The following is a 24,840-nucleotide window of genomic DNA, read 5'->3' as shown; positions in this document are numbered from 1 at the left end:
GGCTCCGCAAACTCCTGCCCGAACCCCGCGCCGACTAGACCACGCATCAAGACCGTCGCGAGGCCGGAACCACAACCACGACCTCTTCCGCGACGGTCTTGACACATCAACTCCTATAGGGAATCAGTCGAGTTGGACGGCATGAGCGATCTGCGCGTGGCCAGGTACGTATCCAAGTACGCCACCAAGGGTGCCGAGTCGGCTGGCACCGTCGACCGTCCGATCCGGCACGCGTGGGAGATCGCGGGGCTGAAGGTCACGTTGGCCTCCGGCCTCACAACCGCTCGTTGGAAGCCGATGGCGTGCCGCGGCCCGACTGGTCTGCGCCAGCTTGATCAGTCGACGTGAGGATGTCTCCGCTCTAGGTAGTCGTTGAGCTGCCGCCACTGAGTCGGATGGATGTCCAAGGTGTGCAACACGCCCGGCTCAACCCACCGCACGTCGCTCGCCTCGTCGTTTGTCTCGGGCCGACCGCCGACCGGGCGGGCGATCAGCATGACCTCGTACTCCTGGCGGACCTCGCCGTCCGTGTAGGCCACAATGTGGCCGGGGTCGGAGTAGATCCCGAGAATGCCGACCGGCTCGACACGAACGCCGGTCTCCTCCTCGGTCTCCCGCACGGCGCACTGCGAGGGCGTCTCACCGATCTCCATCTTGCCCATCGGCAACGCCCACTGGCCGGTGTCCCGTCGGCGCTGCATGAGGATGCGGCCCACGTCATCCACGGTGACCGTCCCGCAGGCCGGCACCAGGCTGTTCGCCTTCGGGGCGTTCGGGTCGTTCCAGTACTCGACTCGTCCCATGTGGGGTGCCTCTCAGATCTCCGCGCCGGACCACGGAACGCCTCCGGCCCAGACTCGCTCGAACGATGACACGTAGTGGTCGGCTATTGTCCCGCCGTCGAGGCGGCGGAAGTGAAAAGTCGGGTTGGCCGAGGCCGGTTCGCCGTACGCGTGCGGGTTGACCAGGATGTCATCGTCATAGCGGAACAGCGAGGCGTACAGCGTCGTGGAGTGGAGCCGCATCTCGCAGCCGTCCAGGTCGGGCAACGTCCGGTAGTACGTCAGGGATGAGCGGATCTTGGCGGCCAGCGTCCCGCCGACGGCACCCGTCGAACTCCATAAATTCTATGCATACAGGGACGGCGAAGGGCCCAGGATTATTGCTGGCCGATACGCAATCCTGGGCCCATTGATCACTAACTCGGCCGGTCTACGCCTCGCCGGACGTGAGCCCGACCGGACAGGCGACACCCGTGCCGCCGATCCCGCAGTAGCCGTTCGGAACTTTGTACAGATACTGGTGACCTCCCGCCACGAAACGGGAGCCGCCAGGCCGACATCCAGCCTCAACGCACCGGACGGAGGTCGGCGATAGGGGCTCGATCGGCTGACGTCAGCCCGACCGGGCAGCCGACATGGGCCGCACCGAAACGCGGGCAGACGGCGTCGGCATTGCCTTCAGCGTCGGCCGTACCGGCCCCTGCGACGGGCGAGGCCGATCCAGGCCGCGATGGCGATGGCCGCCGCGACGGCGATGATGCCGATCTTGAGTGGCATACCCATGGGATCTTCATCGTCCACGAGGGCTACGGGTGCCGCCGCCTTTGGGCCCGGTACGAGTGGGGTCGCCACCGCCACGGGTGCGGCGGCGAGGTCTCTTGCCGTCACCTTCACCGTCGTACGCGCCTTGGAGGGCTTGGTCGCGGTCGCGGTGACCCGCCACTCGCCACTCGGCAGCGGCTCGGCGGCGTGGTAGAGATTCTGGCCCTCAGGTGATGACATGAGGGGAACCGGCCCGAAGGAACGGCCGTCGGAGGAGGTCGCGACCAGCGTCGCCGAGACGATCTCCTCGACAGGATGGCCGTCCTTCTTCCAGGTGACCAGCACGTTGACGCCGTGGGCGCCGTCCCCTGCCAGCTCCAGCCTGATCGGTCCTTCATGGGCGGAGGCGGCCGGTGCGCCGAGCACGAGGACGAGCCCGGCCAGCACGACGGTCATGACATATCTCAATGTGTGACTCCCCTCGGTTTCGGATGCCGGGGCGGGTGTCCCGCGACACGCGTCGCGGGACACCTGGGGCGGGGTGCCGGGCCGGTCGCCCGGCACCCCTTGCGGTCAGCCCTTCGGCGTGCCGGCGTACTGGGCGATCAGCGCATCGGCGTCACGCAGGAGCGTGGTACGGACCTGGTCGTCCGAGACGACCTTCTTGTCGTTGACGGTCTTCTCGAACTTCTCGAGCTCCTTGATGATCTTCTTGTCCTTCTTCTCCTCCGCCTTACGTACGCCGTCGAGCGACTTCTGCAGCTTGTCGGCGTTCTTGGCGGTGAGCTTGCCTGCGACCTCGAACCGTTCGATCAGGCCGGCGATGTCAGCCGTCGAGGTGACGACGGAGAACGTCACCGTCTGGTCGGTCCTGTTGCCGGCCTTGTTGACGGCGGTGACGGTGATCGTGTGCTCGCCCAGGGACAGCTCGTACATCGGCGTGACCGTCCCCGACTCGTACGGCCCGCCGTCGAGCGTGCCCGTCACCGTCTTGATCCCGGACCCGGAGTCGACGGCCTCCCAGGCGATCTTGAGATCCTGGCTGTCGCCGTACTGTGTGCCGGCCGCGACACCGGTGATCAGGACGGTGGGCGCCTGGGTGTCGATCTTCAGGGTGACGGCCTTGGTCTCCTCGACGTTGCCGGCCTTGTCGGTGGAGCGGTACCGCAGCTCGTGCTGCCCCTCACCCGAGACGTCGACCGCCTCGGTGTACGGCGCCCAGTCGCCGCCGTCCAGTGCGTACTCGGTGCTCGCCACACCGGACGTCTCGTCCGTGGCGGCGAGGGTCACCGGCACCGCGCCGTTGTGCCAGCCGTCGTCGTTCGCCGGAGCGGACGTCGCGGTGGTCGCCGGCGCCGTCGCGTCCACCTCGACCGTGAGGGTCTTGGCCTCCTCGACGTTGCCCGCCTTGTCGGCCGAGCGATAGGCGAGCGTGTGCGAGCCGTCGCCGGAGACGAGGACCGGCTCGGCGTACCCGGTCCAGTCACCGCCGTCGAGCAGGTACTCCGTACGGTCGACCCCGCTTCCTTCGTCCGCGGCGGCCAGCGTGACCTGGACCGGCTGGGTGAACCAGCCGTTCTCCGGCTGCGCCGGGTCGGTCGTCGCGGTCGTGACCGGCGCGGTCGTGTCGTCGTTCTCCTCTCCTGCCGACAGGTGGAAGTAGTCGAACGTGGCGGTCTTCGACGCCGTCTGGCCGGCGCCGAAGGCGAACAGGCCGACCTTCGCGCCGTCGGCCACCACACTGTTGCGCACCACCGTCGGCGCGCCGATCTCGGTCCAGGTGGTGCCGTCGGAGGCGTAGAAGCCGTGGAAGGCGTCCCCTTCCTTCTGCAGCCGCAGCCACCACACGCCGCTGGTGAGGTTGCCCACCTGCGGCTGCGGGTCCTGTACGGTTCCGCCGACCTCGCTGCGCAGTTCGATCCTGCGCGTGATCGCGGAGCCTGCGGAGTTGTCGGTGATGTAGTCGAACTTCACGTAGTCGTCGTCACCGGCGTACACGACCAGGCCGCCCTGCTGGAAGGCCTCGTTGAACGCCGATCCGTCGATCTTGGTCTCCAGCGTCCAGTCGCCGTCCGGCGCCGTCTGCAGGATGAAGTTCTTCGCCCCGTTGTTGTCGGTCCCGTAGATGTCTCCCGCCTGGGTGTCGATCTCCAGGTTGCCACCGGTCACGCGCGCCGACGACGGGTCGTGGCGTACGCTCGCGTCCCAGCGGCAGCCGTCGATGGCCGTGCCGTCGAACTCGTCGTCAGGGCCCGGCTTCGTCGCCGTGTCGTCAGGCGTGATGTGGAACCAGTCGAAGGACGCGTCCACCACCGGGTTGCCGGCGCCGGCCAGCGAGAGCAGGCCGATCTTCGGGTTGTCGATCCCGGCGAGCGGCTTGGTCTGGGGCATGGCGGTGAAGGTGACGCCGTCCGCCGAGTAGTGGGCGGTGATGTTGGTGCCGTCGCTGATGAACCGTACGTACACCGTGTCGGGGTAGGCGTCGCCGAGCAGGGCCGTGTTGCTCTCCGCCACCTCGTTCGGGGTGCCGTTCTCCTCACGGATGAACTGGAAGATGCGGCTGGCGTGGTCGTCCGTCCCCCGCCCCTGCAGCACCATCTTGGCGTAGTTGTCGTCGTCGCCGTACAGGATCAGGCCGGCCTGCTGATATTGGTCACGCGCGTCGAGCGTGAGCTTCGCGGTGGCGGTCCATGGTCCAGGCGGCGCCGGCTGCACCACGATGTTCGGCGTGTTGCCGCCGGCACCGTAGATGTCGGTGGTGGACGTCGGGAGCACGAGCTTGCCGTCCGCCACCTTCAGGTTCTGGTCCTCACGGGTGACCGACCAGCGGTCACTGTCGAGTTCCGTCCCCAGGAAGTCGTCGGAACGCCCGGTCAGGCACTGCGTGGTGGGCGCGTCCACCTTGATCGGGACCTGCGCGGTGGCCACCGCGCCCTTGGCGTCGGTCACGGTCACCGTCGCGGTGTACGTGCCCGGCGCCGTGTAGGTGTGGCTCGCCTCGGCGGTCTCCGGCTGCGGCGCGCCGTTCACCCCGAAGTTCCATCGGTATGTGAGCGGTTCGTCGCCCTCGGGGTCGGCGGCCGTCGCGGTGAAGTCGACAGTCAGCGGCGCGGTGCCCGATGCCGGATTCGCCGACGCGGTCACCGTCGGGCGCTGGTTCTCCGTCACGCCCTTGCCGACGAAGTCGACCCAGTTGAAGTTGGCCAGGAAAGCGTCGTTGGCCGCGCTCGCCGGCTTGCGCACGACGAAGTACAGCGGTCCCGTCTGCGCCGGTGGGTCGTCCAGTTCCAGCGTGACGTCGGTGAACTGCTGCCAGCCCCCGGTGACGGGGACGTCGGCCGAGCCGACCAGCGTCCCGTTCTCCGGATCGCCCAGCCGGACCTGCACGGTCCCGCCCGCGCCGGCCGACGAGGCCCGGAACCGGATGGCGTCGATGTTCCCCAGGTTCGCCGGGGAGATGGACCACCAGTCGCCGTCCTGGATGAATCCGATGTTGCTGGAGCCGCCCTGCGGGTCGGTCGTGGTCTCCACCTGGACGCCCGGGGTGTCGGTGCCCGTGCCGTCCGCCACCCGGCCGGTCTCGGTGAAGTGCTCAGCCTGCTTGCGCTTGGGCTGCAGGATGACCTGTCCGCGTCCGGTGAGCGACGGGGCGTCGCCGGCGCCGTGGTCGGCGTAGGTGGCCTCGATGATGTAGAAGAGGTTGTCGTCCGTGCCGTGACCGCCGTCCGTGAGCGTCTGCAGGACGCCCTCGCACCCGGTGTCCTGGTCGAGGGGGTGTCCGTGGCCCTCATGCCCGAGCAGCGCCTGGACCTGGACCTCGGCACAGTCGATCGTGCCGTCCTCGGGGTCGGTGACGACGACCTTGTACCGCACCTGGTCGCCGAACTCGAAGAATCCGCCGTGCGGCGGCGGCAGGAGGGTGATCGTCGGCTTGGTGTTGCCCGCGACGATCGGCACGCCGGCCGTCGCGGTGACGCCGTCGGTGTTGGTGACCGTGAGGACGGCGTTGTACTCGCCTGCCGTGGTGTAGGTGTGCGACGGGCTGGGGTCGCTCGAGTCGGCGGTGCCGTCGTCGTCGAAGTCCCACGCGTACGTGAGCGGCTTGTTGTCCGGATCGCGTGTGCCCTCGCTGGAGAACTGCACGGTCAGCGGCACCGGGCCGTCGGTCTTGTCGGCCGTGATTCGGGCGACCGGTGGCCGGTCGCCCTTGGTGTACTCGATGCGGTAGATGCCCGAGTCGGCGTTGTCGCCGCCGAATCCGGAGCCCCATTCGATCATGTACAGCGCCCCGTCGGGGCCGAACTTCATGTCCATGGGCTTCTTGAAGCTCAGGGACTTGAGAATTTGGTTGATCTTGACGAGCCCGGAGGTGTCCTCGTTGAGCTGGAACGAGAACACCTCGTTGTTGTTCCACTCACCGAAGATCGCCTTGCCGTCCCAGTACGCCGGCCACTTGACGGGCGACTGCAGGCCGGCGTCGTACCGGTAGACCGGGCCCGCCATCGGCGCGCCGCCGTTCAACTCGGGGAAGTTCTGCGGGTCGGTGTTGTAGTGGTACCAGACCGTCGCCGGGGTCACCTGAGGCAGGTCGGTCAGGCCGTCGTTGTTGGGCGAGTTGTTGACCGGCGCGTCACAGTCGAATGCCGATCCCGACTCCTTGGTGGCGAAGTCGTAGTCGATGAACGGCTTGTTGTCGCCGACGCAGTAGGGCCAGCCGTAGTTGCCCGGCTCGGCGATGAGGTTCCACTCGACCGTGTTCTCCGGGCCCCTGGCCGGGCTCGCGGACCCGGCGTCGGGGCCGTACTCGGCGAGCATGGGACGGCCCGTCTTGGGGTCGAGGCCCATTCGGAAGGGGTTGCGGAAGCCCATGCCGTAGATTTCGGGCTTGGTCTTCTGCGTGCCCGGCGGGAACAGGTTCCCTGACGGGACGGTGTAGGTGCCGTCGGCCTCGGGGTGGATCCGCAGCAGCTTGCCGCTCAGGCTGTTGGTGTTGGCCGAGGTGCGCTGCGCGTCCCACGAGGCCCGGCCCTCCCGCTCGTCGATCGGCGCATACCCGTCCGAGGCGAACGGGTTGGTGTTGTCGCCGGTGGCCAGCCACAGGTCGCCGGTCTTGGGATCAATGATCATGCCGCCACCGTGGTGACAGCACTCGGCCCGCTGCACCGGCACGTCGAGGATCTTCTGCTCGCTGGAGAGGTCGAGCGAGTCCCCGGTGACCGTGAACCGGCTCAGCCGGTCGACGTTCTCACCCGCCGGCGAGTAGTACAGGTACAGCTGGTGGTTGGAGTCGAAGCCGGGGTCCAGCGCCAGCCCGAGCAGGCCGCTCTCGTTGGCGGTGAAGACGTTCAGGTGAGCGGCCGTGACGCTGCCACCGGTGGTTTTGGCGATCTTGACGTCACCCAGCCGGTCGATGTAGAAAACCCGGCCGTCCTTCGCGACGTCCAGCATCATCGGGTTCGACGTGTTGTCGTCGAGGGTGACCTTCTCGAAGCTCTCGCTCTGCGAGGCCGAGCAGTCGGCCTCCACGGCGCCCGCGGCGGTCCGGATGCCGCCGAGGAGCATGCTCAGGAAGCTCGGCTCGACGAAGCTCTCCTTCGTGTGGCCGAGGCCGGTGTACCACGAACGGCCGCCGTCGTAGTCCTGGCACCACGCGGTCGGATGGTCGATGCCCATGGTCGCGCCGGAGTACGACGTCTCGTCCATCGACGCCAGCACGTGCACGTCGTCGCGGGGGTTGGCCCGGTAGTCGTACCACTCATCGGTACGGACCCACGACGTCGGCAGACCCTCGGTCGAGGGATGCGCCGGGTCCTCGACCTTGACGGTGGCCTGCTGGATCGCCGGGTGCGACTTGAAGTACCCGCCGACCAGCTTGCCGAACCACGGCCATTCGTAACCGCCGTCCGAGGCCGCGTGGATGCCCGCGAAGCCGCCGCCGACCTGGATGTAGCGCTGGAAGGCGTCCTTCTGGTCCTGCGTGCCCAGCGGATCGCCGGTCGTGGACAGGAAGATCACTGCCTGGTACTGCGCCAGGTTCTCATCGGTGAACTGCGTGCTGTCCTCGGTCGCGTCGACCGCGAAGTTGTTCTCCTGGCCGAGCTTCTGGATGGCCGCGATGCCCTCAGGGATCGAGTCGTGCCGGAATCCGGTGGTCTTTGAGAAGACGAGCACCTTGAAGGCGGGTGCCGCGGCGGTGGCCGCGCTCGCCGCCGACGGCAGGAGCGTCAGGACCGACAGGATGGGAAGGACGAGGGCGAGGACCGCCGCCGCCGCCGTTAATCGCAGGGTGCGATGTTCACGGACGGGCTGGACCGCAGCCGGTGTTCGGGACCGTGGTGACATGAAAAACCCTTTCCTGACCGAGGGGGGGACGTCAGGCAAGGCGCGCGCCGCCGCGCTTGTTGCCGCTTGGTTGGGACTGATGGTGCGGTTGCTGGAGGGTGCCGTCTCCAGGTTCTTGGGGGGCGTCAGTAAGGTGCCGGGTGGGGTCGTTGCTCCAGGATCGTGATCGGGTCGTCGATGATCTGGTTGATCACCATGCTCGCGGCGCCGCGTGACGCTGCGCCGAAGCCGTGCGTGGAGGCGACGAATCGGCATCGGGCGGTGGGACCGGCCAGGACCAGCCGCTGCAGCTGCTCTTGGGCGTGCGGCAGCAGCCACTGGGCCAGTGAGGCGAAATAGCCCCCGATGACGATCACCCGTGGGTTGAACAGGTTGGCCACGATCGAGCCGCCGAGCCCGAGCCACTGGCCGACCTGCGCGACCGCCTCCGTCATCCGCCGGTCGCCGGCGGACAGGCCCCTGGCGATGTCGGCCACACGTTCGTCGGGGTCGGGCACCGGCATGCCCGGCAGTCCGTACGCCTGCTCGGGCATGGCCGCGCGGACCAGCGCGGCCAGGCCGACCTTGGTCTCCCAGCAGCCGATGCGGCCGCAGCCGCACTGGTCGCCGTTCGGGTCCACGCTCAGGTGTCCGACCTCACCGGAGAATCCGTCCGCTCCGCGCAGCAGTTCGCCGCCGCAGATGATGCCGCCGCCGACGCCGACCTCGCCGGTGAGGTAGACGAGGTGGGGCGTGCCCGCGGCGACGCCCGAGGTGTACTCCGCCAGGGCGGCGAGGTTGGCGTCGTTGTCCACCCGCACCGGCACGCGCAGCGGCCCGAGCATGGCGGACAACTGCTCCGCCAGCGGCAGGTCGTGCCAGTACAGGTTCGGCGCGAGCGTTACGACACCGCGCGCCACGTCCACGAGCCCGGGTACGGCCACCGCGATGCCGGCGGGAACGGCTCCGGCCCGCCGCATCACCTCCACGGCCCCCTTGGCCGCGAGCCCCAGCCGGCGCACGGCTCTGTCAGGACCGCTGCCCATCGCGTCGAAGACCTCCCGGCGCTCGACCAGGACCCGGCCGCTGAGGTCGATGCCGTGGACCGCGATGTAGTCGACGTTGATCTCCAGGCCCAGGGCGCCGACGTGCGCCCCGTACAGCGTCACTGCCCGTCGGGGACGCCCGATCGCACCCACGTGCTCGACGCCGACCTCCCGTGCCAATCGCCGCTCCAGGAGTTCGGCCATCAGGCTGGAGACGGTGGCCCGGTGCAGCCCGGTCGCCTCCGCGATGTCGGCGCGGGACAGGGAGGGGTGGTCGCGCAGCTTGCGCAGCACCTGCGAGAGGTTCGCTCTGCGCAGTGCGGCGGGACCCGCCGGTGGAGCGGCACCGCCCAGGGCACGGGTGAGGCGCGGCTCCTTCGTCACCCATGTCCCCTTTGTTTGTATATGAGATCAATTAACCCGGTTGTAACACGAAGATCTCAAGCCGCATAGCCCCGAGCCGCGTAACGAGTTGGCATCGGGCGCATCCGTCCAGCTCAAGGCTCACAGGAAGCGCGGTTACCGGACCGTTACGCAATCTGCGACCGGTCCCACCCTTGTGTCTTCCTGGAGTTGCCGTCTTTAATTCGGACAGCTACGCAAACTAATCGAGGAGCGGCGTGTGCAGTACGAGTCGCCGCAGGACCACGAGACCTCCGGCGAACCAGCCCACCGCACGCCCTACTTCCCTCCCCGAGAACGTCCCGCCCGCCTGACGGCCCCCCGGACCCGCATCGGCACCCTCGACGCCGACCACGGTGCCGCCGCGGTGGTGCCATCCGACACCGTCAGCCGGGCGGGACCACGTCCCCGCGGCACGCGATTGACACAGTTCGGTCTGGGCTTGAACCCCCGCGCACAGCCCACCAGCTCGCTCTGAGGAAGGGCCCCAGACCAGAGACCGGCCTTCTCGTCACGATGAGGTTTCGGTCATGCGTCTCTCGCTTGCGTGGGGCGCATGCCCGGGCCGGAGACTCCCCGCTCGACCGATCAGACAGGGACCACCTGCACTGCTTTCCCGCACAGTTCGCTCATGTCGTCCTCGTCAGATGTCAGAACGATGGCAGGGCGCACGGAGCCCAGTGCAGTGGCCGCGACGACAGCATCGATGGCGTACTTGTGACCGTGCAGGCGGGCATCTCGAAGAAGCTCGATCGCTCGCGACGAAATGTCCTCGGTCACCGGCTCGATCTTCAGCCGGGAAAGGTGCCACCTGAGACGATCGCCCTTGACGCGGACGTCTTGCGCCTCGATCGGTGTCATGGCGCTGACAACAACCCGGAAGTCGTTGTCCTGCGCCTCCCGTACGAACGCGGTCACCCGCTGGTCGGCCTCGCACCACTTCACGAGCCCCTCGCAATCGAGAACGACAGTGCCCGCGCTCAACCTGCTTCGTGCACGCGCCATCCGTCCTCCTCGTGGAGTTCGGGCGCGGACTTGACGCGGCGGAACAACTCCGCCGCCTCATCACGCAAAGACTGTGGGATCGGTCCGGAAGCGGCCTCGTTCGCCTGCAGGGCCTCCTCCAAGAGATCCCGCTCGATCTGGCGCTCCACAGCGGCATCGACGTAGGCGGAAAACCCGCGGGCCCCCACTCGCTCCCGGACGGCGCGAATGTTGCCCGTTCTCAAAGACACACTGACCTTGGCGGCCGGGCCGTCTCCCGGGGAGAAGTCTCGCTCAGGCATGCTCACCGGCTTAGTTTACTACTCGAAGTAGCAAAAGCGCGACCTAGTGAGACTTGGACCGGTACTCAGCCCACGCGTCGACCGCCTCTTGAAGATCAAGAGCGGCGACGTCCTCACGCGTCATCCCGACCGTGTAGATCAACCTGTCCGCGAGCCAATCAGGAACCGGTTCTCTAGGGGGCGCCTTCTCCACCTGGAGGTGAGCGGTCAGCGCGCCGAGGCGCTCGATCACCTGGCCGAGCTGGACGATCTCGGGACGGTCGGCACCAGCCTCGCGAACCCTCGCCGTCGCCTCCGCGTACACCTCCGCATCGGCTCGCTCTCCGACTCCCCATACCTCGCAGATCTCCACCGACTTGTCCTCGGTGATGCGGTAGACGACACGCCAGGTGTTGCGACCGACCACCAGCTTCCGGAAACCGGTCAGTTCCCCGCCAAGCGGGTAACCAGCCTCAGGGTTTTCTAGCAGGAGAAGGATCTTCTTGAGTACCTTTGGCACCGCGTCTGGGCCAATGCGCCGGAGGTCGTCGACCGCCGCCGCCGTGAAGACGACGTCGGACACGATTCACTCATCGTCCGGGATGACGGACAGCGACTCGCGAGTATGCCCGAAAGCGGCAAGCACCTCATCGAGCGAGACCCGCTCCCCCGTGTCCGTGACCGACCGGGCGAGCACAAGCGCCAGATCACGCAGATCAGCCGCCGCTTCCTCCAACTCATTGAGCCGACGGACGCTCACTACCGCCGCCACTGGCTGATGCCGGCGGGTGACCACCAGATCGGTCCCCTGCTCCGCATCAGCCACCAGACGGGCAACGCCCCGCTGGGCCGCCTCTGTGACGCTCAGCTCAGTAGCGTCGTGCAGAACAGTCATGCATCAACTGTACATCTTTCTGTATAGAACCGCAGCGACCCTGCCCAAGCATCGGCCCAGCCGCCCGACCAGGCATCTAGCGCCTGCAGTCCCCTAATCTCGCTGGGCTCCTTCGGGCCAGATCACCCGGACGGGGACCTCCCGCCGTCGGGCCTCGGCCACCACATCGGCAGTACCGCCATAGCCTCGGGCGGGCTGCCCGTCCCACACGGCGAACAACACATCAGCGTCGTCCAGCATCCGTGCACTGGCCGCCATGTGCGACTCCGAGGTGGACTCCACAAACTCCAGCCTGTGAGTCCGGATCGCCCGGCCCAGCAACTCGTCATACGCAGCATGGCACTCACTCGGCAGCCCGTCTCGGTACTCCTTGGCTGGTATGAACGCAAGCCTCGCCAGAGATCAGGCCGACCGGGCAGGAGACGCCCGTGCCGCCGATCCCGCAGTACCCATTGGGCACTTTGTACAGGTATTGCTGGTGGTAGCGCTTCTTCTCAGGCAACTACTCCTCCAGCGCAGGTGGCTGGGAGTCCAGAGGTACGCCCGCACAACGGCCAAGCCGTAGCGTGTTGTTCGGGAAATAACAGCACTCCGTACGCGACGGAGGTCGGGTTCTTTCCCGAACGCAAGGGACTGGAGATCCGATGGAGGCAAGGCTCGCCGGACCACGGCACTGCTCCGGCCCAGATGCGTTCGAACGATGACATGTAGTGGTCCGCTATCGTCCCGCCGTCCAGGCGGCGGAACGCCGTGATCTCTCCTACGCAAAGCTGAAGGCACGGTCACGCGCGGCGCACGTCGTACGCGGCGGCCACGTCGCAGGCAAGCTCCACACGGCCCCGAAAGACGTCGTCCACGTCGCCGTACACCTCGACCGAGATCACACTCCCACCCACCGCCTGAGCGAACCCTGAGATCGAGCCCCGTCGCCGCACCGACCAAGGGGTACTCGTACCAGCGTTCTTCCTGCTCATCGTCGGTGTCAGGCAGCGCACTCTCAACGGCCTGCCAGTCAAGGCCGTCGAACTCGTACCCGACGAGCGACGCGAGGATCTCACACAAGACCCTCGCGTTCTCTTCCTTGATCCACCCTGCGTGGATCAAGTCCAACCGGTCACGCCTCACCGGAGGTCAGACCGACCGGGCAGGCGACGCCCGTCCCGCCGATCCCGCAGTAACCGCCTGGATTCCATGCCTGAAGGTAACAGTCCCCGGCCGGCAGCACTGGCGATGACTGCTGGATGGTCGCGTCAGTTCTGGCCGTAGAGGGCGGGTAGGTCGACGAGGTGGAGGTCGGGTGACGATGTTGCTGCTCGGTGCGCTTTGTCGTTGAAGCCTGCTCCGCTGAAACAGATCATCTTCGTGTGTGAGGTGTCGTAGCGACCGGCCCGAGTGATGAGGTCACGGATGTGCCGGAGACGGTCGATGTGTGCGGCGCCCATGGTGTCGTTCCATTTGGCTTCCCCGATCGCCAGCAAGGGGGCTTTGCCGCTGTCGGCGATGCCGATGACGGCCACGTCGATCTCGTGGCCAGTGCGGGTGGTGGGGTCGTGGACGGTGCCGTGCCCCACGCGGGCGGGCAGCCCGCCAAGGAGATCGGGTTCGGCATGGTGCAAGGCCCAGTCGCGGCAGACCTGTTCGAAGTGGGGGCCGAGGACATTGCTGACGAAACGGCGGCGGCTGGCCTGCCAGACTCGGTTCGCGCTGCCGGGGCGTTCCAGTTGGTCCCAGACGGGGCGCATGATCGCGTGGTAGAAGCCGATCAGCGGTTCCGCGATGCGGTAGGTCGGCCGGTTCTCTCGGAAGACGTCGGCGTCTCGGTGCAGCAGTCCAGCGTCTTCGAGGACGTTGATCGGGTGCGCGATATCAGTGGCCTTGCGTTCCAGATAGCCGGCCATGCCGCCGCGAGTGGCGTTCCCGTCGGCGACTGCACCCAGGACGGACAGATACAGGGTGGTGTCGCGTAGGTCGGGTTCCTCAGCGAGGAGATAGCGGGCCTCTCGGAAGAGAGGTGTCTCCGGATTGAGGACCGTACGGACGACCCAATCATCGAAGTCCGCCATGTCCGCCGGGGAGTCGCCGCGGGCGAACTCACGCCGGTAGGCGGGTGTGCCGCCGACGATCGAGTTGACCATGAGAGCCAGGCGCGGATCGGTGATGTCCCAGAACTCGGCGGCAAGGCGGTGGTCGAGTGGGCGAACGAGCAGTTCAAGGCCGGACCGACCGCGCAGTGGCGCGTTGCCCGCCAGAAGCTTGCCCATGAAGGACAGGGCGGAGCCGCAGAGCAGGAGTCTGGTCTGGGAGGCGGTTCGCTGATCACGCAAAGGCCTGAAAGCTTCCTGAATCACTGACGGTAGCTCAGGGTTGGCTTTGACTAGGTACGGGAACTCGTCGATCACCACGGGCAGCGGGCGCTCGGAGCCGAGCGCGAGGAGCGCGTCAATGGCTTCGGACCAATGGGCGAAATGGTAAGGGGTCGCAGGTCGCGAATGTTCGGTGAGCGCGGCGCTGAACCGGCGAAGCGACTCGGCGTCAGCGGCCTCGGTGGCACCGAAGTAGAAGCCTCCGGCTGCCCGGCAAGCGGCGTCGAGCAGGAAGGTCTTCCCCTGGCGTCGGCGTCCGGAGACCACACCCAAGGTGGCACCGGGCTGCGGGTCGATGATGAACCGGGTCAGTGCAGACCACTCGTACTCTCGGTCGAACATCTCGGCCGGCTTGTCCATCGACAACCTCCGAAAGAGAACTACAGTTACCTTAACTGTACCCCTACATTCTGTGAGATGGCGTCCGAGAGGAGCCAGAAGAACGACTGAGACCCCCGAGACGGCGTGCTCGCCGTACCGCCCGGAGACTTACTCCTCTGAGGTAGTCAGCCCCGTCGGACAGGACCACTCGGAAGGGTCACCCAGCTTGACGTTGGTGCCGCCGATCCCGCAGTACCCACTGGGGACTAGCGGTTCGTCTCCCGTGGTAGTTCCGGAGACTCCCCGCTCGGCCGAACAGTCTCAGGCAGGGACCACCTGCACTGCTTTCCCACACAGTTCGCTCATGTCGTCCTCGTCAGATGTCAGAACGATGGCAGGGCACACCGAGCTCAGTGCTGTCCGAGCATCGGCTCAGCCGCCCGACCAGGCATCCAGCGCCTGCAGTCCCCTAATCTCGCTGGGCTCCTTCGGGCCAGATCACCCGGACGGGGACCTCCCGCCGTCGGGCCTCGGCCACCACATCGGCAGTACCGCCATAGCCTCGGGCGGGCTGCCCGTCCCACACGGCGAACAACACATCAGCGTCGTCCAGCATCCGTGCACTGGCCGTCATGTGCGACTCCGAGGTGGACTCCACAAACTCCAGCCTGTGAGTCCGGATCGCCCGGCCCAGCAACTCGTCATACGCAGCATGGCACTCACTCGGCAGCCCGTCTCGGTACTCCTTGGCTGGTATGACTGCCTCCAGCACCCCACCAACATTCAGCACTCCACGGGCGAAGATCTGATCGGCTCCGTCCGCCAGACAGGACAACCCGCAGACGTCAGGCAGGTAGTCCGAGAGCGCCTTCCGTATCGCCCGATCGATCAGTACGGCAGTCTCCTCCGGAAGACCCCGGTGGCCGGAAACAGCGATGCGGACCATGATTCCCCTAGAGCAGAGTGGCGTGAAGACGTTCGTCGAACGAGCGCAGGGCGCCGGACGACGGCCCGGCATACGCTCGGCGGAAGTTCTTGACCCGGTGCAGGACACGCTCGGAGCCATACGCCGTCCCCACAGTAAGCGCGTTGGACGCCAGATACAGCGCCTCGTCGTAGTGCCCCGACATGGCCTCAGCGGTCGCTACCTCAGTCATGAGCACGCCCCGCTGCTTCGCGCCGGGCTGGGCCGACGAGAGCGACTCGTTGAAGGCGGCAACGGCTTCGGCCGGCCGCTTGAGCCGTACCATCACCAGGGCGCGATAGCCCGCCAGCTTCGCGTGATCGAACGGGAACACCCAGGGCCAAGGCGGCGCAACGGCCCGTTCACCAGCCCGTACCGCTGACTCAGCCGCCTTCAACGCCTGAAGCGCTGCCGCCTCGTCTCGTGCGGTCGCATGACCAAGCGCTTCGAGACTCGACAGCCACGCACGGCCGGTGGCCGGTGGCCGCTCTCCGATCTCCCTCCGTGCCCTCGCCAAGAGATTCAGTCCGATCAGCGGGTCATCGGCGTCAATCTCGAACGCGGCCAGACTGCCGATCATGTACGCACCCAGCAGCGAGTTGTTGGCCTGCCGCGCGCTGTCGATCGCGCGACGATAGTAGAAGCGCGCCGAGCCGGTGTCCTGCATGTCGGCATGCACCCAGGCCGCGAAGCCTGCCGCCTCGCTGAGGCCGGCCCGGACCCCGTCAGCATGCGCAGACCGCGACGCGCGGCCGAGAACGCGGCGCGCGAGATCGACCTGCGCCACCGCCGAACGAGCGAGTTCACGCGCAGGCGTGACAGCCTCCAACCGGCGCTGGGCACGGGTAATGCTGGTCAGCGTGGCGGCCGTCGTCTCGTCCACATCCGGCCGCTTGGGCAGTGCCACACCCGCCAGAGCGGTCAACGCCAGCGCCTTGCCGAAATCTCTGCGCTTCGTCAGATCGTCATCCCCTCGGGCTCCAAATCGGAGCAAGTGAAGCGGCACCCCGATCTGGATGGATATCTCCCGAACCTGGTCTACGGTGAGCGGCTGACGGCCACGCAACACCTTAGACCCAGCTCTGGGAGTAGCCGACCGCCTCAGCAAGCTGGCCCTGCGTCCAACCGTGCGCCCGCCGTACCTCTTCAAGGATGGTCGGTAGATCGCACTCGGCGAGAGCGGCGGCGACGACTGGCCCGGACCAGAACTGCGGCGGTATCTGGGTCACAACGCTAGGTTAAGCCGCTGACCTTGGCCGTACCGATATTCGTGACGGGAATAGACGTACCACCAGCAGCGCTAGGCCGTTCACCTGTAGTTATGTGACGGCGACGCTCAGTACATGAACGCACTACCGCCTCAACCCCTGGCCGCCGCGCAAGGGCTGGCCACTGCTCTTGCGGAGAAGGGAATCACTACCGACGTCCATCACGACTACGGCACGCCCATGGTGTCGGTCTGGGTCGGCTTGATCGTATGGTGCGCGGACGGCACGTACTGGTGGCGCACTGGCTGGAACCCACGCCGACACCGAGCGATCTACGCAGGGCATCCCTTCACCCAGCCGAGCCGCGCCGCCCACCGAGTCGCCCTTCGCTACACCGAACTGCGCATGACACATCCGCTCTCGTCCCTGATCGCCGGAGCGCAGCCGTGTCTCTGACCGTGCAGCAAGTGCTCAGCAGATTCCCCGGATGGCAGATCACCGACATGTCTGGAGGCTGGGTGGCCATGCGAGTCAACTTCATGCCCAAGAACAGCGGCCTCTCCAACGTGCGTTGCGGAGAGACCTTGGAGGAGCTGGCCAGGAATCTACACGCCGAGGTCCGACACCAGAAGTCAGGGCAACCTGCGGTAGGCAGGTGATTCGATGGCAACCCGACCCGGAGCACAGGGCTGTAAGGCCCGAGCACCTGAAGTGGGGCGGCAGCCTCTTGAGCGTGACACCTACGGCTTCACTCGTGTACCCCACCAGGTTCGTAGGTGGACTTGGCCTCGGCCGAAGATACGAACAGTGCAGCATCAGGACGGAATACGATCCTCAGCCCGCATTAGATCACCAGTACCTCAATCGCCCCATAATCGCCACTCGTAAACAGCCAAAGAGGCTGACCTATAACACTAGGTACGGTCTCCGTAAAGCAAGGCGAGCGTATCCGCCAAGCGTCATTTTGCTAGCCCCGCTACCTGCTGGCTAATTTGTCGGCGCCGCCGTTTAACCTCGCTCCATGGTTCCCATCAGATCGCATTGGCGATATCTCAAGAGCGGCAAGCGGATACGAGTCAGGGCTCACAATCGTAACTCCACAACCTCCAACACTACCGACTCCGACCCCTCAGGCGCGATCGTGCCCATAGTAGCTTTGATCATCGGCTTTGGCCTCCTATCAGGCGGCGTTGCGGCCGTCGCGGGCTCCTCCCGCTCAGAGGGGGAGGCGGACAGGGCGCCCCGCCCGAGTGCCTCCTCTCCGGTCACGCTCCCACCAGGCCCCAAGGGGCAACTCGCGGAGGCGCTTCGCAACGCTCGACTAAAAAGCGGGCTGTCGATAAAAGAGGTTAGTGCGCGAACGGGAATAACCACATGGGCACTTGAGGGGTTTGAGCGAGCGCAGGTTATTCCCAACGCAAGCGATCTCAAGGCTCTCACTCCGCCCTACAGGCTGACAGGGGAGCAATGGACCATACTCGAGGCCACAAGATCGCATATCTTTAGCCGACCGTAAGCTCTGCCCATGGACGGGACCGCTTACCGGAGATCGCGCTTCGAAGGAGATCAGCACATCTGCCACCTGGTCCGTGTGCTCATCCCTTACCGTTAAGTCACACTGAGCGCAGGACGCGCGTTGGCGGTGCTGGCCGCGACCGACTCCCAGGCCGCAGCGCGGTCCAGCGACCGCCCGACGCGCGGCCGGCCGCCGCAGGCGACTCGCCCTTGAACGTGTTGTTCGGGAAATACCAGCAGTCCGTACGCGACGGAGGCGAGGTTTTTCCCGAACGCCAAGGGACTGGAGATCCGATGGAGGCCAGGCCACCCTGCTGCCCCTCCCGTACGAGCGCGGTCACCCGCTGAGTGAAAGACCTGTGTATTTTGCGGCGAAGGCGAGCATGTCGGCGGCCAGGGCGCGTTCCTTGCTCGCGCACGACCCGGCGTGAGCGCTGTCGGGTTCGCGGCGCATCAGAACAGGGCGATCGCTGCTGGTGGCGTACTGAAGGGCCGCGCACATTTTGCTGACGTGGGCCTCACCGGTCAGCAGGTCAGTGACCGCGCCTGCGAGCAGGAAGGCGGGGTAGGCGGTTCCCGAAGAGACGTGGTGGTAGGGGGAGTAGGCGAGCAGCCACGGGAGTTGCTCTGGCTGCGCGGAGGAGCCGAATTCCTCGCTCCAGGTGCCACCCAGGCCGAAGCGCTCGTAGCGAACCATGTCGCACAGCGGGCCGTCAGCGATGACCGCGGCGTACAGATCGGGGCGCTGCGTGGCGGCGGCGGTGACCAGCAGTCCACCCCCGGACATCCCATAGATCGCCAGTTGGTCGGGGGTGGTGTAGCCGGTACGGATGAGCCAGGCCGCGGCGTCGTTGAAATCGCTGATCGTCCGCTGCTTGTGCGGTCCGCGACCGGCATCGTGCCAGTGCTGACCTTCTTCACCGCCACCGCGCACACAGGCGACCGCGTGAACACCGCCGGCGTGGACCCACGCGGCCGCCATCGGAGAGAACAGCGGACGCATCGCCAGGCCAAAGCTTCCGTAGCCGTGCAGGAGAGTCGGGCGAGGGCCGTCGAGCTCCTCGGACGGCGTGAAGAGGAACAGCGTGACCTCGGTGCCATCGCCAGCCGGGTAACGAACGGTGCAGCTGCAGATGGTCGAGTGAGGCGTGCTCGCAGCACCGGCGACCTCAGAGGCCACCTCCCCTGTGACGGCGTGATAGCGATAGACGGCCGCCGGTCTGGTGGCGTCGCAGTAACTGAACCACAAGTGACGTCCGTGAGGGACCTCGGTCTGCAGGGATGACGCCACGCCTATACCGGGCAGTGGCACCGTGGTGAACTGTCGGCCATCGTCCAGATCGTGCACCGTCAAGGTGGAGACACCGTGGCGGGCGCGCGCCACCAGCAGCAAAGGACGCGGCAGCATCGGATCGTCCAGGATCAGACAGTCGTCCAAGGGGGCCTGGGGGTCTTCGGGCACCAGCGTGCGCCATGCTGACGGGTCCGTCTCGTGCCTGGGCGTCGTGCAGATGCGACCACACGGAGCCTGGTAATCGGTGACCAGCAGCAGCTTGCCGTCAGGCAGAAAACGCGGCAGGACGCGGGCGCCCGTGGCGTGTCCGTCCACCGTCTTCACGAAGCGAAGAGCCTGCGGATCGGTCAACTCGGCGATCAACACGTCATTGTGGGGGACGGGCCCGTCCGACACCGTCATCGCGATGTGGCGGCCATCGGCGCTCACGGTGAGCCCGTAGTAGCAGTCAGGGGCATCGACTCCGCCGAACACCATGAGGTCGGTCTCGGGCGGGGATCCGATGCGATGCAGCCGAACTCGCCGGTGCAACCGCCGGTCTCCCGGAGCCAGTTCCTCATCGGGCACCCGGCTGACGTAGTAGAAGGCCTCTCCTCCCGGCAGCCAGGCGAGCGAGGTGTTGCACGCGCGCGGCAGAGGCCCGTCCAGCACCTCACCGGTACGGACATCCAGCACCACGATGTCGCTCGCAGGCTGTTCGGCGACCTCCAGTTGAACCGCTACCCGCTCGCCCTCACGCGACGGCCACCATGTGTACAGCCGCGTTTGGCCGGATGGGTCCAGCTGCACCGGATCCACCAGCACGCGCCGGTCCCCCGCGCCGTCGACCACGACCAGGCGGCGTTGTTCGTCGTCACACAGTTGCTCGGCGATGAACATCAGCGATCCCCGCACCAGTGGCGGATCGGAGACCCCGAAGGTGGAGAAATTCTCGATCATGGACCTCCAGCTCTCGGTTTCGGACCATTCAGCACGATGCGCAGAAAACAACTCGTCCTGCTGGGCCGCCCACGCCCGCACACGCGGGTCAGCACTGACTTCCAGCCAGCGATAAGGGTCCGAAATTGAAAATCCGCCCAGACTTTCCACCACGTCGTGGCGCTGAGCTTGGGGATAAGGAGGTCGTGCCATTGGGAAACCCCTTCCCGGGTACCGTCATCCGGCTCCTGACATGGAGTGCTGCGGTCGGAGTCCGACCGCAGCACCCGTATCACTCAGGCCCGCTCGCCGAGCACGATGGCCTCGTACCAGCGGCGCACACCCGTACGCGGAGCCGGCCTGTAGGCAGCGTCTGGCAGGTATCCGTACATAACTACCCCCTGAGTCTGCTCGGGTGGAATTCTCCTGACCCGACCCATTATTACCAGGCCCCCGCCCTGCACACCGAGCGGCGTCATAAATTCACGCCCCCCATATCTTGCCTTTCTTTGATTTACATGGACGGCATTTATAGGTGCGACTCTGGTGGGGCCAGCGTCAACGAGAGTGTCATGCGGTGCAGGATGGGCGTGGGCCAGGATTCGCCGAACGGACGATCCACCTCTTCAGCACGCTGGACAGGCTAGCTCGCCGTCCATTTGGTCGGACTCGGCAGCGGAGGTTCAATTCCATTGTTGCCGCGTCTCACGAATTCCTGAGTCAGAGGCAATCCGGCGGCGGATGGATCGGGCCGCCATCGTAAACGTCCGGTCACGGCCGAGAATGGGGCGTGCATCATATCGCCTAATTCGGGCAAGTTTGTCTAGAAGCGCTCCGATGCGGCCGTCAATGATGGACAGAAGGCGCGATTGCCACGCGCAACGCGCATCGGAGAGGAGATGGTCCATGTACGCCGGACTGACGATCGCACTGAGTCCTTGGCCTCGCGAGCGCGACAGGTATCGATCTCCCCAAGAGGAACATCGCGCCACTTCTGCCAAACCTTGGGACGTCTGATCAAAAGCCGTTCCTCGGCGATTTCCTCGGCAACCTGGTCGACTGCGCACGCCAACGTCGGCCGCTGGCGGCGGCGACTACGGGCGTACAGGTGACGACCGCCTCCAAGACCTGGGCAGCCAGCCAGGACGAGTGCCAAAACACGGCCGTTGCCCCTCGCGAGTTACACAAGGGGCAACAACTCACGATCTCGCTCGGAGACTGCCAGCCGTCAGATCACTCTCCGGAAGACGCCACACCCACAGAGCACGAGACTCCAGTGCGCCGATCCCACAGTACCCATTGGGCACTTTGTACAAATATTGCTGGTGGTAGCGGTTCATCTCGCGCCATAGATCAAACTCAGGCTGCGGGAGCACGCGGACTGATTCGTACTTCCAGATCGGCGTCCAGAGCCCTAGCCAAGCGCTCGAGGACTGGCAACGTCGGGACGGTGCCTCCCGCTTCGAAGCGGGCTACTGCCGACTGTGTCATGTCCGCAGCACGGGCCAACTCACTCTGGCTCCACCCATGGGATTCCCTCATCTGCCGTACCGCCCGACCGAGTTCGAAGGCAAGACGAGTCGCATCGTAAGCCTCGGCCGCCCCCGGCTCGGACAGCCGTCGATCCCGGAGCTCGGCCCAGTCGGTCCGCTCGGTCATCACCACTCCTCGTCCACCGAGTGCGCCTCGTCCCTACAGCGGTACAACGCCCGGCGCGCCCGGTCCACTTCTCGATCTTCCCTCATTCGCGTTTTGTGGAAAACGGTCAGAAGGGTGATCCGCCATTGCGGAGCGATCCAGTAACTGATCCGCATTGTCAGATCATCAAGGTAGAACCGGAGCTCGCGCAGCTTGCCATCAAGCTGTCGCGTGTACGGATCCCCAAGGAGCGGGCCCTCCGCCGCCAACAGCTCGATATAAAAGGCCGCTCGCGCGAACGACTCCGCCGAGAGCTTCTCAAGCCACTCCCGAACCTCCGGTTCGAGCTCCACAGTACCCCAGGCCATAGCAACGATGCTATGGCCGCGAGAGCTCGCCGTCCCGTGATTCCGAAGGTTGCCCACCCATTGTCATGCCCCAGCTACCCACCGAACCGCTCCGGCCACTGCTCTACGCCTCGCCGGAGGTCAGGCCCACAGGGCAGGCAACGCCCGTCCCGCCGATGCCGCAGTATCCGTTCGGAACTTTAAACAAATACTGCTGGTGATAGTCCTCCGCGAAGTGGAACGGGCCCGCCTCGGCGATCTCCGTGGTGATCTCGCCGTAGCCCGACCCCCGCAGCACCCGCTGGTACGCGTCCCTTGTCGTCTCCGCGGCCTTGCGCTGCTCGGGTGAGTGGTAGTAGATGGCGGACCGGTACTGCGTCCCCACGTCGTTGCCCTGCCGCATCCCCTGGGTCGGGTCGTGGGCCTCCCAGAAGATCCTCAGGAGCTCCTCGTACGACACCTTCGCCGGGTCGAACACGACTCTGACAGCCTCGGTGTGCCCCGTGAGCCCGCTGCAGACCTCCTCGTACGTCGGGTTGGGCGTGTGGCCGCCCTGATACCCGACCGCCGTCGTGAAGACCCCCGGCGTCTGCCAGAAGATGCGCTCGGCGCCCCAGAAGCAGCCCAGGCCGAAGTCCGCGACCTCCATCCCCGGCGGGTACGGCGGGGCCAGAGGGGCGTCCAGGACCGCGTGCCGCGCCGGCACGGGCATGGTCTCCGCGCGTCCGGGAAGGGCGTCCCCGGGACGGACCATCGATGTCTTGTTGCCGCCGAACAGCCAGCCCATAGCACTAACCTCCATGGGTCTCTTCCAGCCTACTCACCCCCTAACACTTAAGTAGAACTACACATTTCCGTACAGCGACCGGAATTTGTGTTTAAAGGTGGTAATGGCTGAAGATGGGGGACATGCCTGACTCTCGGCGTGGTGTGTTGTTCGGGATCGCCGCCTATGCGATGTGGGGGTTGTTCCCCCTCTACTGGCCGCTGCTCAAGCCGGCCGGAGCCGTCGAGATCCTCGCGCATCGGATGGTGTGGTCGCTGCTCGCCGTGCTGGCGGTCCTGGCCGTGCGCAGGCACTGGTCGTGGTTCCGCCGGCTGGTCAGGCAGCCGGCCAAGCTGGCGTTGCTGACGGTGGCGGCCGTGGTCGTCACCGTCAACTGGGGCGTCTACATCTACGCGGTCAACACCGGTCACGTGGTCGAGAGCGCCCTGGGCTACTTCATCAACCCCCTGGTGAGCGTGCTCTTCGGGGTGGTACTGCTGCGGGAGCGGCTGCGGCCACTGCAATGGGCCGCGGTCGGGTTCGGGGCGCTGGCGGTGGTGGTGCTGGCGCTCGACTACGGGCGGCCGCCGTGGATCGCCCTCACGCTGGCCGTGAGCTTCGGCGTGTACGGACTGGTGAAGAAGCGGGCCAACGTGGCCGCGACGGAGAGCCTGGCCGTGGAGACGCTGGTCCTGCTGCTCCCCGCCCTCGGCTATCTCCTCTTCCTGGAGGGCTCGGGCGACGGCACGTTCGGGGACGGCGGGGTGTGGCACGCGGTGCTGCTCGTCGGCGCGGGGGTCATCACGGCGCTCCCGCTGCTCTGCTTCGGGGCTGCCGCGATCCGGGTGCCGCTCAGCACCGTCGGGCTTCTGCAGTACATCGCGCCCGTCCTGCAGTTCGCGGTGGGCGTGCTGATCGCCAAGGAGACCATGCCGCCCAGCAGGTGGATCGGCTTCTCGATCGTCTGGCTGGCCCTGGCGATCTTCACGTACGACAGCTTCCGCACGGCACGCGCCGCCGCCCGAAGCAGGAAATCAGCCAGAACGCTCGACAACGTAGTCACATAGCGCCAAAAAAGCGGACTTGGCGGGGATGTTGGGCAGGCTGGAAATGTCGGAACGGGCCCGGTCCACCCAGGCGTCCAGCTCGGCCCGCGCCTTCGCCATGCCGGGATGCGCGCGCAGCAGCGTCAACGCCTCCTCCACATCCTGCTCCGCCACCGGCCCCGACAACAACGACGCCAGTCGCGTGTCCCCCTCGGACTCCAGCACGTACAGGACGGGCAGGGTCTTGATGCCCTCGCGCAGGTCGGTCCCTGGCGTCTTGCCCGACTGAGCCCCGCTGGAGGCCACGTCCAGCAGGTCGTCCCCGAGCTGCCAGGCCACCCCGATGGCCTCACACGCCCGGCTGAGGCGCTCCTCGACCTCCGCGGGCGCCCCCGACAGCAACGCGCCGAAACGCCCGGACGCGGCGATCAGGGAGCCGGTCTTGTCCGCCAGGACGCCCAGGTAGTGGGCGACGGGATCCTCGCAGTCGCGCGGCCCGACGGTCTCACGGATCTGCCCCTGTACGAGGCGCGAGAACGTCTGCGCCTGCACCCTGATCAACCCCGGACCGAGGTCGGCCAGGATGTCGGAGGCCTGAGCGAACAGGTAGTCGCCGGTCAGGATCGCCACGGTGTTGTCCCACCGGGCGTTGGCGGACGGCGAGCCCCTGCGCACCAGGGCCTCGTCCATGACGTCGTCGTGGTAGAGCGAGCCCAGGTGGGTCAGCTCGATGACCACCGCGCCAGGCACCACGCCCGGCGCCGACGGGTCGCCGAACTGGGCCGCCAGCAGCACCATCAACGTGCGGAAACGCTTGCCGCCCGCCTCGATGAGGTGCTTGGACGCCTCCGTGACGAAGGCGTCCTCGCTCTCCACCGACGAACGCAGGAGCTTCTCGACCGCGGCCAGTCCGTTGGCCACGTCCTGCGCCAACCGCTCGTCCTCGATGGGAAGGTCAACCACGGGAGGCGCAGACATACGAGATCC

At 66.5% G+C, this 24,840-nt stretch carries 23 protein-coding genes; 5 read left to right on the top strand and 18 right to left on the bottom strand.

The window, feature by feature from the left end:
• The first annotated feature begins 141 nt into the window (after positions 1–141).
• Complete coding sequence (locus ITP53_RS15600) at positions 142–348, top strand: hypothetical protein (protein ID WP_195896103.1); 207 nt, start codon at positions 142–144, stop codon at positions 346–348.
• On the opposite strand, the gene ITP53_RS15595 is transcribed toward ITP53_RS15600, so the two are convergent.
• The 5 genes from ITP53_RS15595 to ITP53_RS15570 form a co-directional block, all read right to left on the bottom strand.
• Complete coding sequence (locus ITP53_RS15595) at positions 336–803, bottom strand: NUDIX domain-containing protein (protein WP_195896102.1); 468 nt, start codon at positions 801–803, stop codon at positions 336–338. The two genes, ITP53_RS15600 and ITP53_RS15595, sit on opposite strands and share 13 nt — an antisense overlap.
• A 12-nt stretch (positions 804–815) precedes the next feature.
• A complete protein-coding gene (locus ITP53_RS15590) occupies positions 816–1,049 on the bottom strand; it encodes a hypothetical protein (RefSeq protein WP_195896101.1) in 234 nt (77 codons plus the stop codon).
• A 411-nt stretch (positions 1,050–1,460) separates the two neighbouring features.
• Complete coding sequence (locus ITP53_RS15580; RefSeq protein WP_195896100.1) at positions 1,461–2,000, bottom strand: hypothetical protein; 540 nt, start codon at positions 1,998–2,000, stop codon at positions 1,461–1,463.
• 117 nt (positions 2,001–2,117) lie between these two features.
• A complete protein-coding gene (locus ITP53_RS15575; protein ID WP_195896099.1) occupies positions 2,118–7,886 on the bottom strand; it encodes a ThuA domain-containing protein in 5,769 nt (1,922 codons plus the stop codon).
• A gap of 125 nt (positions 7,887–8,011) precedes the next feature.
• Complete coding sequence (locus ITP53_RS15570) at positions 8,012–9,295, bottom strand: ROK family transcriptional regulator (RefSeq protein WP_195896098.1); 1,284 nt, start codon at positions 9,293–9,295, stop codon at positions 8,012–8,014.
• A gap of 238 nt (positions 9,296–9,533) precedes the next feature.
• On the opposite strand from ITP53_RS15570, the gene ITP53_RS15565 reads away from it, so the two are divergent.
• A complete protein-coding gene (locus ITP53_RS15565; RefSeq protein ID WP_195896097.1) occupies positions 9,534–9,791 on the top strand; it encodes a hypothetical protein in 258 nt (85 codons plus the stop codon).
• 110 nt (positions 9,792–9,901) lie between these two features.
• On the opposite strand, the gene ITP53_RS15560 is transcribed toward ITP53_RS15565, so the two are convergent.
• The 8 genes from ITP53_RS15560 to ITP53_RS60265 all read right to left on the bottom strand — a co-directional run bounded on the left by ITP53_RS15560 (position 9,902) and on the right by ITP53_RS60265 (position 16,350).
• Positions 9,902–10,318, bottom strand: a complete 417-nt coding sequence (locus ITP53_RS15560) for a PIN domain-containing protein (RefSeq protein WP_195896096.1) — start codon at positions 10,316–10,318, stop codon at positions 9,902–9,904.
• Complete coding sequence (locus ITP53_RS15555; RefSeq protein WP_195896095.1) at positions 10,294–10,605, bottom strand: hypothetical protein; 312 nt, start codon at positions 10,603–10,605, stop codon at positions 10,294–10,296. The genes ITP53_RS15560 and ITP53_RS15555 overlap by 25 nt, the downstream gene beginning before the upstream one ends.
• Before the next feature lie 37 nt (positions 10,606–10,642).
• Positions 10,643–11,161, bottom strand: a complete 519-nt coding sequence (locus ITP53_RS15550; RefSeq protein WP_195896094.1) for a type II toxin-antitoxin system RelE family toxin — start codon at positions 11,159–11,161, stop codon at positions 10,643–10,645.
• Between the two features lie 3 nt (positions 11,162–11,164).
• On the bottom strand, positions 11,165–11,473 hold the full coding sequence (locus ITP53_RS15545) for a type II toxin-antitoxin system prevent-host-death family antitoxin (protein WP_195896093.1): 309 nt from the start codon (positions 11,471–11,473) through the stop codon (positions 11,165–11,167).
• Between the two features lie 1,250 nt (positions 11,474–12,723).
• Entirely contained in the window at positions 12,724–14,196 is a 1,473-nt protein-coding gene (locus tag ITP53_RS15540) for an AAA family ATPase (protein ID WP_195896092.1), read from the bottom strand.
• A 430-nt stretch (positions 14,197–14,626) separates the two neighbouring features.
• The gene (locus tag ITP53_RS15535) at positions 14,627–15,103 is read right to left on the bottom strand and encodes a hypothetical protein (protein ID WP_195896091.1); all 477 of its coding nucleotides are present in this window, start codon (positions 15,101–15,103) and stop codon (positions 14,627–14,629) included.
• A gap of 7 nt (positions 15,104–15,110) precedes the next feature.
• Entirely contained in the window at positions 15,111–16,046 is a 936-nt protein-coding gene (locus ITP53_RS15530) for a transcriptional regulator (protein WP_328814602.1), read from the bottom strand.
• Between the two features lie 145 nt (positions 16,047–16,191).
• Complete coding sequence (locus ITP53_RS60265; RefSeq protein ID WP_328814600.1) at positions 16,192–16,350, bottom strand: helix-turn-helix domain-containing protein; 159 nt, start codon at positions 16,348–16,350, stop codon at positions 16,192–16,194.
• Positions 16,351–16,464: 114 nt separating this feature from the next.
• Here ITP53_RS60265 and ITP53_RS15525 point away from each other — a divergent pair, with 114 nt between their 5' ends.
• Together ITP53_RS15525 and ITP53_RS61105 are read left to right on the top strand one after the other, a co-directional pair.
• Positions 16,465–16,785 carry a hypothetical protein gene (locus tag ITP53_RS15525; protein ID WP_195896090.1) on the top strand — a complete coding sequence of 107 codons (321 nt, stop codon included), beginning with the start codon at positions 16,465–16,467 and terminating at the stop codon, positions 16,783–16,785.
• A 565-nt stretch (positions 16,786–17,350) separates the two neighbouring features.
• A complete protein-coding gene (locus tag ITP53_RS61105; RefSeq protein WP_195896089.1) occupies positions 17,351–17,845 on the top strand; it encodes a helix-turn-helix domain-containing protein in 495 nt (164 codons plus the stop codon).
• Between the two features lie 336 nt (positions 17,846–18,181).
• On the opposite strand, the gene ITP53_RS15515 is transcribed toward ITP53_RS61105, so the two are convergent.
• The 4 genes from ITP53_RS15515 to msrA form a co-directional block, all read right to left on the bottom strand.
• On the bottom strand, positions 18,182–20,269 hold the full coding sequence (locus ITP53_RS15515; RefSeq protein ID WP_195896088.1) for a prolyl oligopeptidase family serine peptidase: 2,088 nt from the start codon (positions 20,267–20,269) through the stop codon (positions 18,182–18,184).
• A gap of 1,146 nt (positions 20,270–21,415) precedes the next feature.
• A complete protein-coding gene (locus ITP53_RS15510) occupies positions 21,416–21,715 on the bottom strand; it encodes a helix-turn-helix domain-containing protein (protein ID WP_195896087.1) in 300 nt (99 codons plus the stop codon).
• Complete coding sequence (locus ITP53_RS15505; protein ID WP_195896086.1) at positions 21,715–22,062, bottom strand: type II toxin-antitoxin system RelE/ParE family toxin; 348 nt, start codon at positions 22,060–22,062, stop codon at positions 21,715–21,717. Before ITP53_RS15505 ends, ITP53_RS15510 begins: the two co-directional genes overlap by 1 nt.
• A 103-nt stretch (positions 22,063–22,165) precedes the next feature.
• Complete coding sequence (msrA, locus tag ITP53_RS15500) at positions 22,166–22,828, bottom strand: peptide-methionine (S)-S-oxide reductase MsrA (RefSeq protein WP_195896107.1); 663 nt, start codon at positions 22,826–22,828, stop codon at positions 22,166–22,168.
• A gap of 122 nt (positions 22,829–22,950) precedes the next feature.
• On the opposite strand from msrA, the gene rarD reads away from it, so the two are divergent.
• The gene (gene rarD / locus ITP53_RS15495) at positions 22,951–23,874 is read left to right on the top strand and encodes an EamA family transporter RarD (RefSeq protein ID WP_195896085.1); all 924 of its coding nucleotides are present in this window, start codon (positions 22,951–22,953) and stop codon (positions 23,872–23,874) included.
• Here the strand turns inward: rarD and ITP53_RS15490 are convergent.
• A complete protein-coding gene (locus tag ITP53_RS15490; protein WP_195896084.1) occupies positions 23,842–24,831 on the bottom strand; it encodes a polyprenyl synthetase family protein in 990 nt (329 codons plus the stop codon). The genes rarD and ITP53_RS15490 overlap by 33 nt on opposite strands.
• Between the last annotated feature and the right edge of the window lie 9 nt (positions 24,832–24,840).

The organism is Nonomuraea cypriaca (assembly GCF_015645445.1).
GTDB classification, from domain to species: Bacteria; Actinomycetota; Actinomycetes; order Streptosporangiales; family Streptosporangiaceae; genus Nonomuraea; species Nonomuraea cypriaca.
Note: the sequence above shows the minus strand (reverse complement) of the source record. Positions and strands in the feature narration are given on the sequence as shown.

What these genes read in the sequence shown, in the direction of transcription:
- ITP53_RS15600 (WP_195896103.1), top strand. Translation starts at nt 142, where the DNA reads ATGAGCGATCTGCGCGTGGCCAGGTACGTATCCAAGTACGCCACCAAG.
- ITP53_RS15595 (WP_195896102.1), bottom strand. Translation starts at nt 803, where the DNA reads ATGGGACGAGTCGAGTACTGGAACGACCCGAACGCCCCGAAGGCGAAC.
- ITP53_RS15580 (WP_195896100.1), bottom strand. Translation starts at nt 2,000, where the DNA reads ATGACCGTCGTGCTGGCCGGGCTCGTCCTCGTGCTCGGCGCACCGGCC.
- ITP53_RS15575 (WP_195896099.1), bottom strand. Translation starts at nt 7,886, where the DNA reads ATGTCACCACGGTCCCGAACACCGGCTGCGGTCCAGCCCGTCCGTGAA.
- ITP53_RS15560 (WP_195896096.1), bottom strand. Translation starts at nt 10,318, where the DNA reads ATGGCGCGTGCACGAAGCAGGTTGAGCGCGGGCACTGTCGTTCTCGAT.
- ITP53_RS15545 (WP_195896093.1), bottom strand. Translation starts at nt 11,473, where the DNA reads ATGACTGTTCTGCACGACGCTACTGAGCTGAGCGTCACAGAGGCGGCC.
- ITP53_RS15540 (WP_195896092.1), bottom strand. Translation starts at nt 14,196, where the DNA reads ATGGACAAGCCGGCCGAGATGTTCGACCGAGAGTACGAGTGGTCTGCA.
- ITP53_RS15535 (WP_195896091.1), bottom strand. Translation starts at nt 15,103, where the DNA reads ATGGTCCGCATCGCTGTTTCCGGCCACCGGGGTCTTCCGGAGGAGACT.
- ITP53_RS15525 (WP_195896090.1), top strand. Translation starts at nt 16,465, where the DNA reads ATGAACGCACTACCGCCTCAACCCCTGGCCGCCGCGCAAGGGCTGGCC.
- ITP53_RS61105 (WP_195896089.1), top strand. Translation starts at nt 17,351, where the DNA reads ATGGTTCCCATCAGATCGCATTGGCGATATCTCAAGAGCGGCAAGCGG.
- ITP53_RS15515 (WP_195896088.1), bottom strand. Translation starts at nt 20,269, where the DNA reads ATGGCACGACCTCCTTATCCCCAAGCTCAGCGCCACGACGTGGTGGAA.
- ITP53_RS15510 (WP_195896087.1), bottom strand. Translation starts at nt 21,715, where the DNA reads ATGACCGAGCGGACCGACTGGGCCGAGCTCCGGGATCGACGGCTGTCC.
- ITP53_RS15505 (WP_195896086.1), bottom strand. Translation starts at nt 22,062, where the DNA reads ATGGCCTGGGGTACTGTGGAGCTCGAACCGGAGGTTCGGGAGTGGCTT.
- msrA (WP_195896107.1), bottom strand. Translation starts at nt 22,828, where the DNA reads ATGGGCTGGCTGTTCGGCGGCAACAAGACATCGATGGTCCGTCCCGGG.
- rarD (WP_195896085.1), top strand. Translation starts at nt 22,951, where the DNA reads ATGCCTGACTCTCGGCGTGGTGTGTTGTTCGGGATCGCCGCCTATGCG.
- ITP53_RS15490 (WP_195896084.1), bottom strand. Translation starts at nt 24,831, where the DNA reads ATGTCTGCGCCTCCCGTGGTTGACCTTCCCATCGAGGACGAGCGGTTG.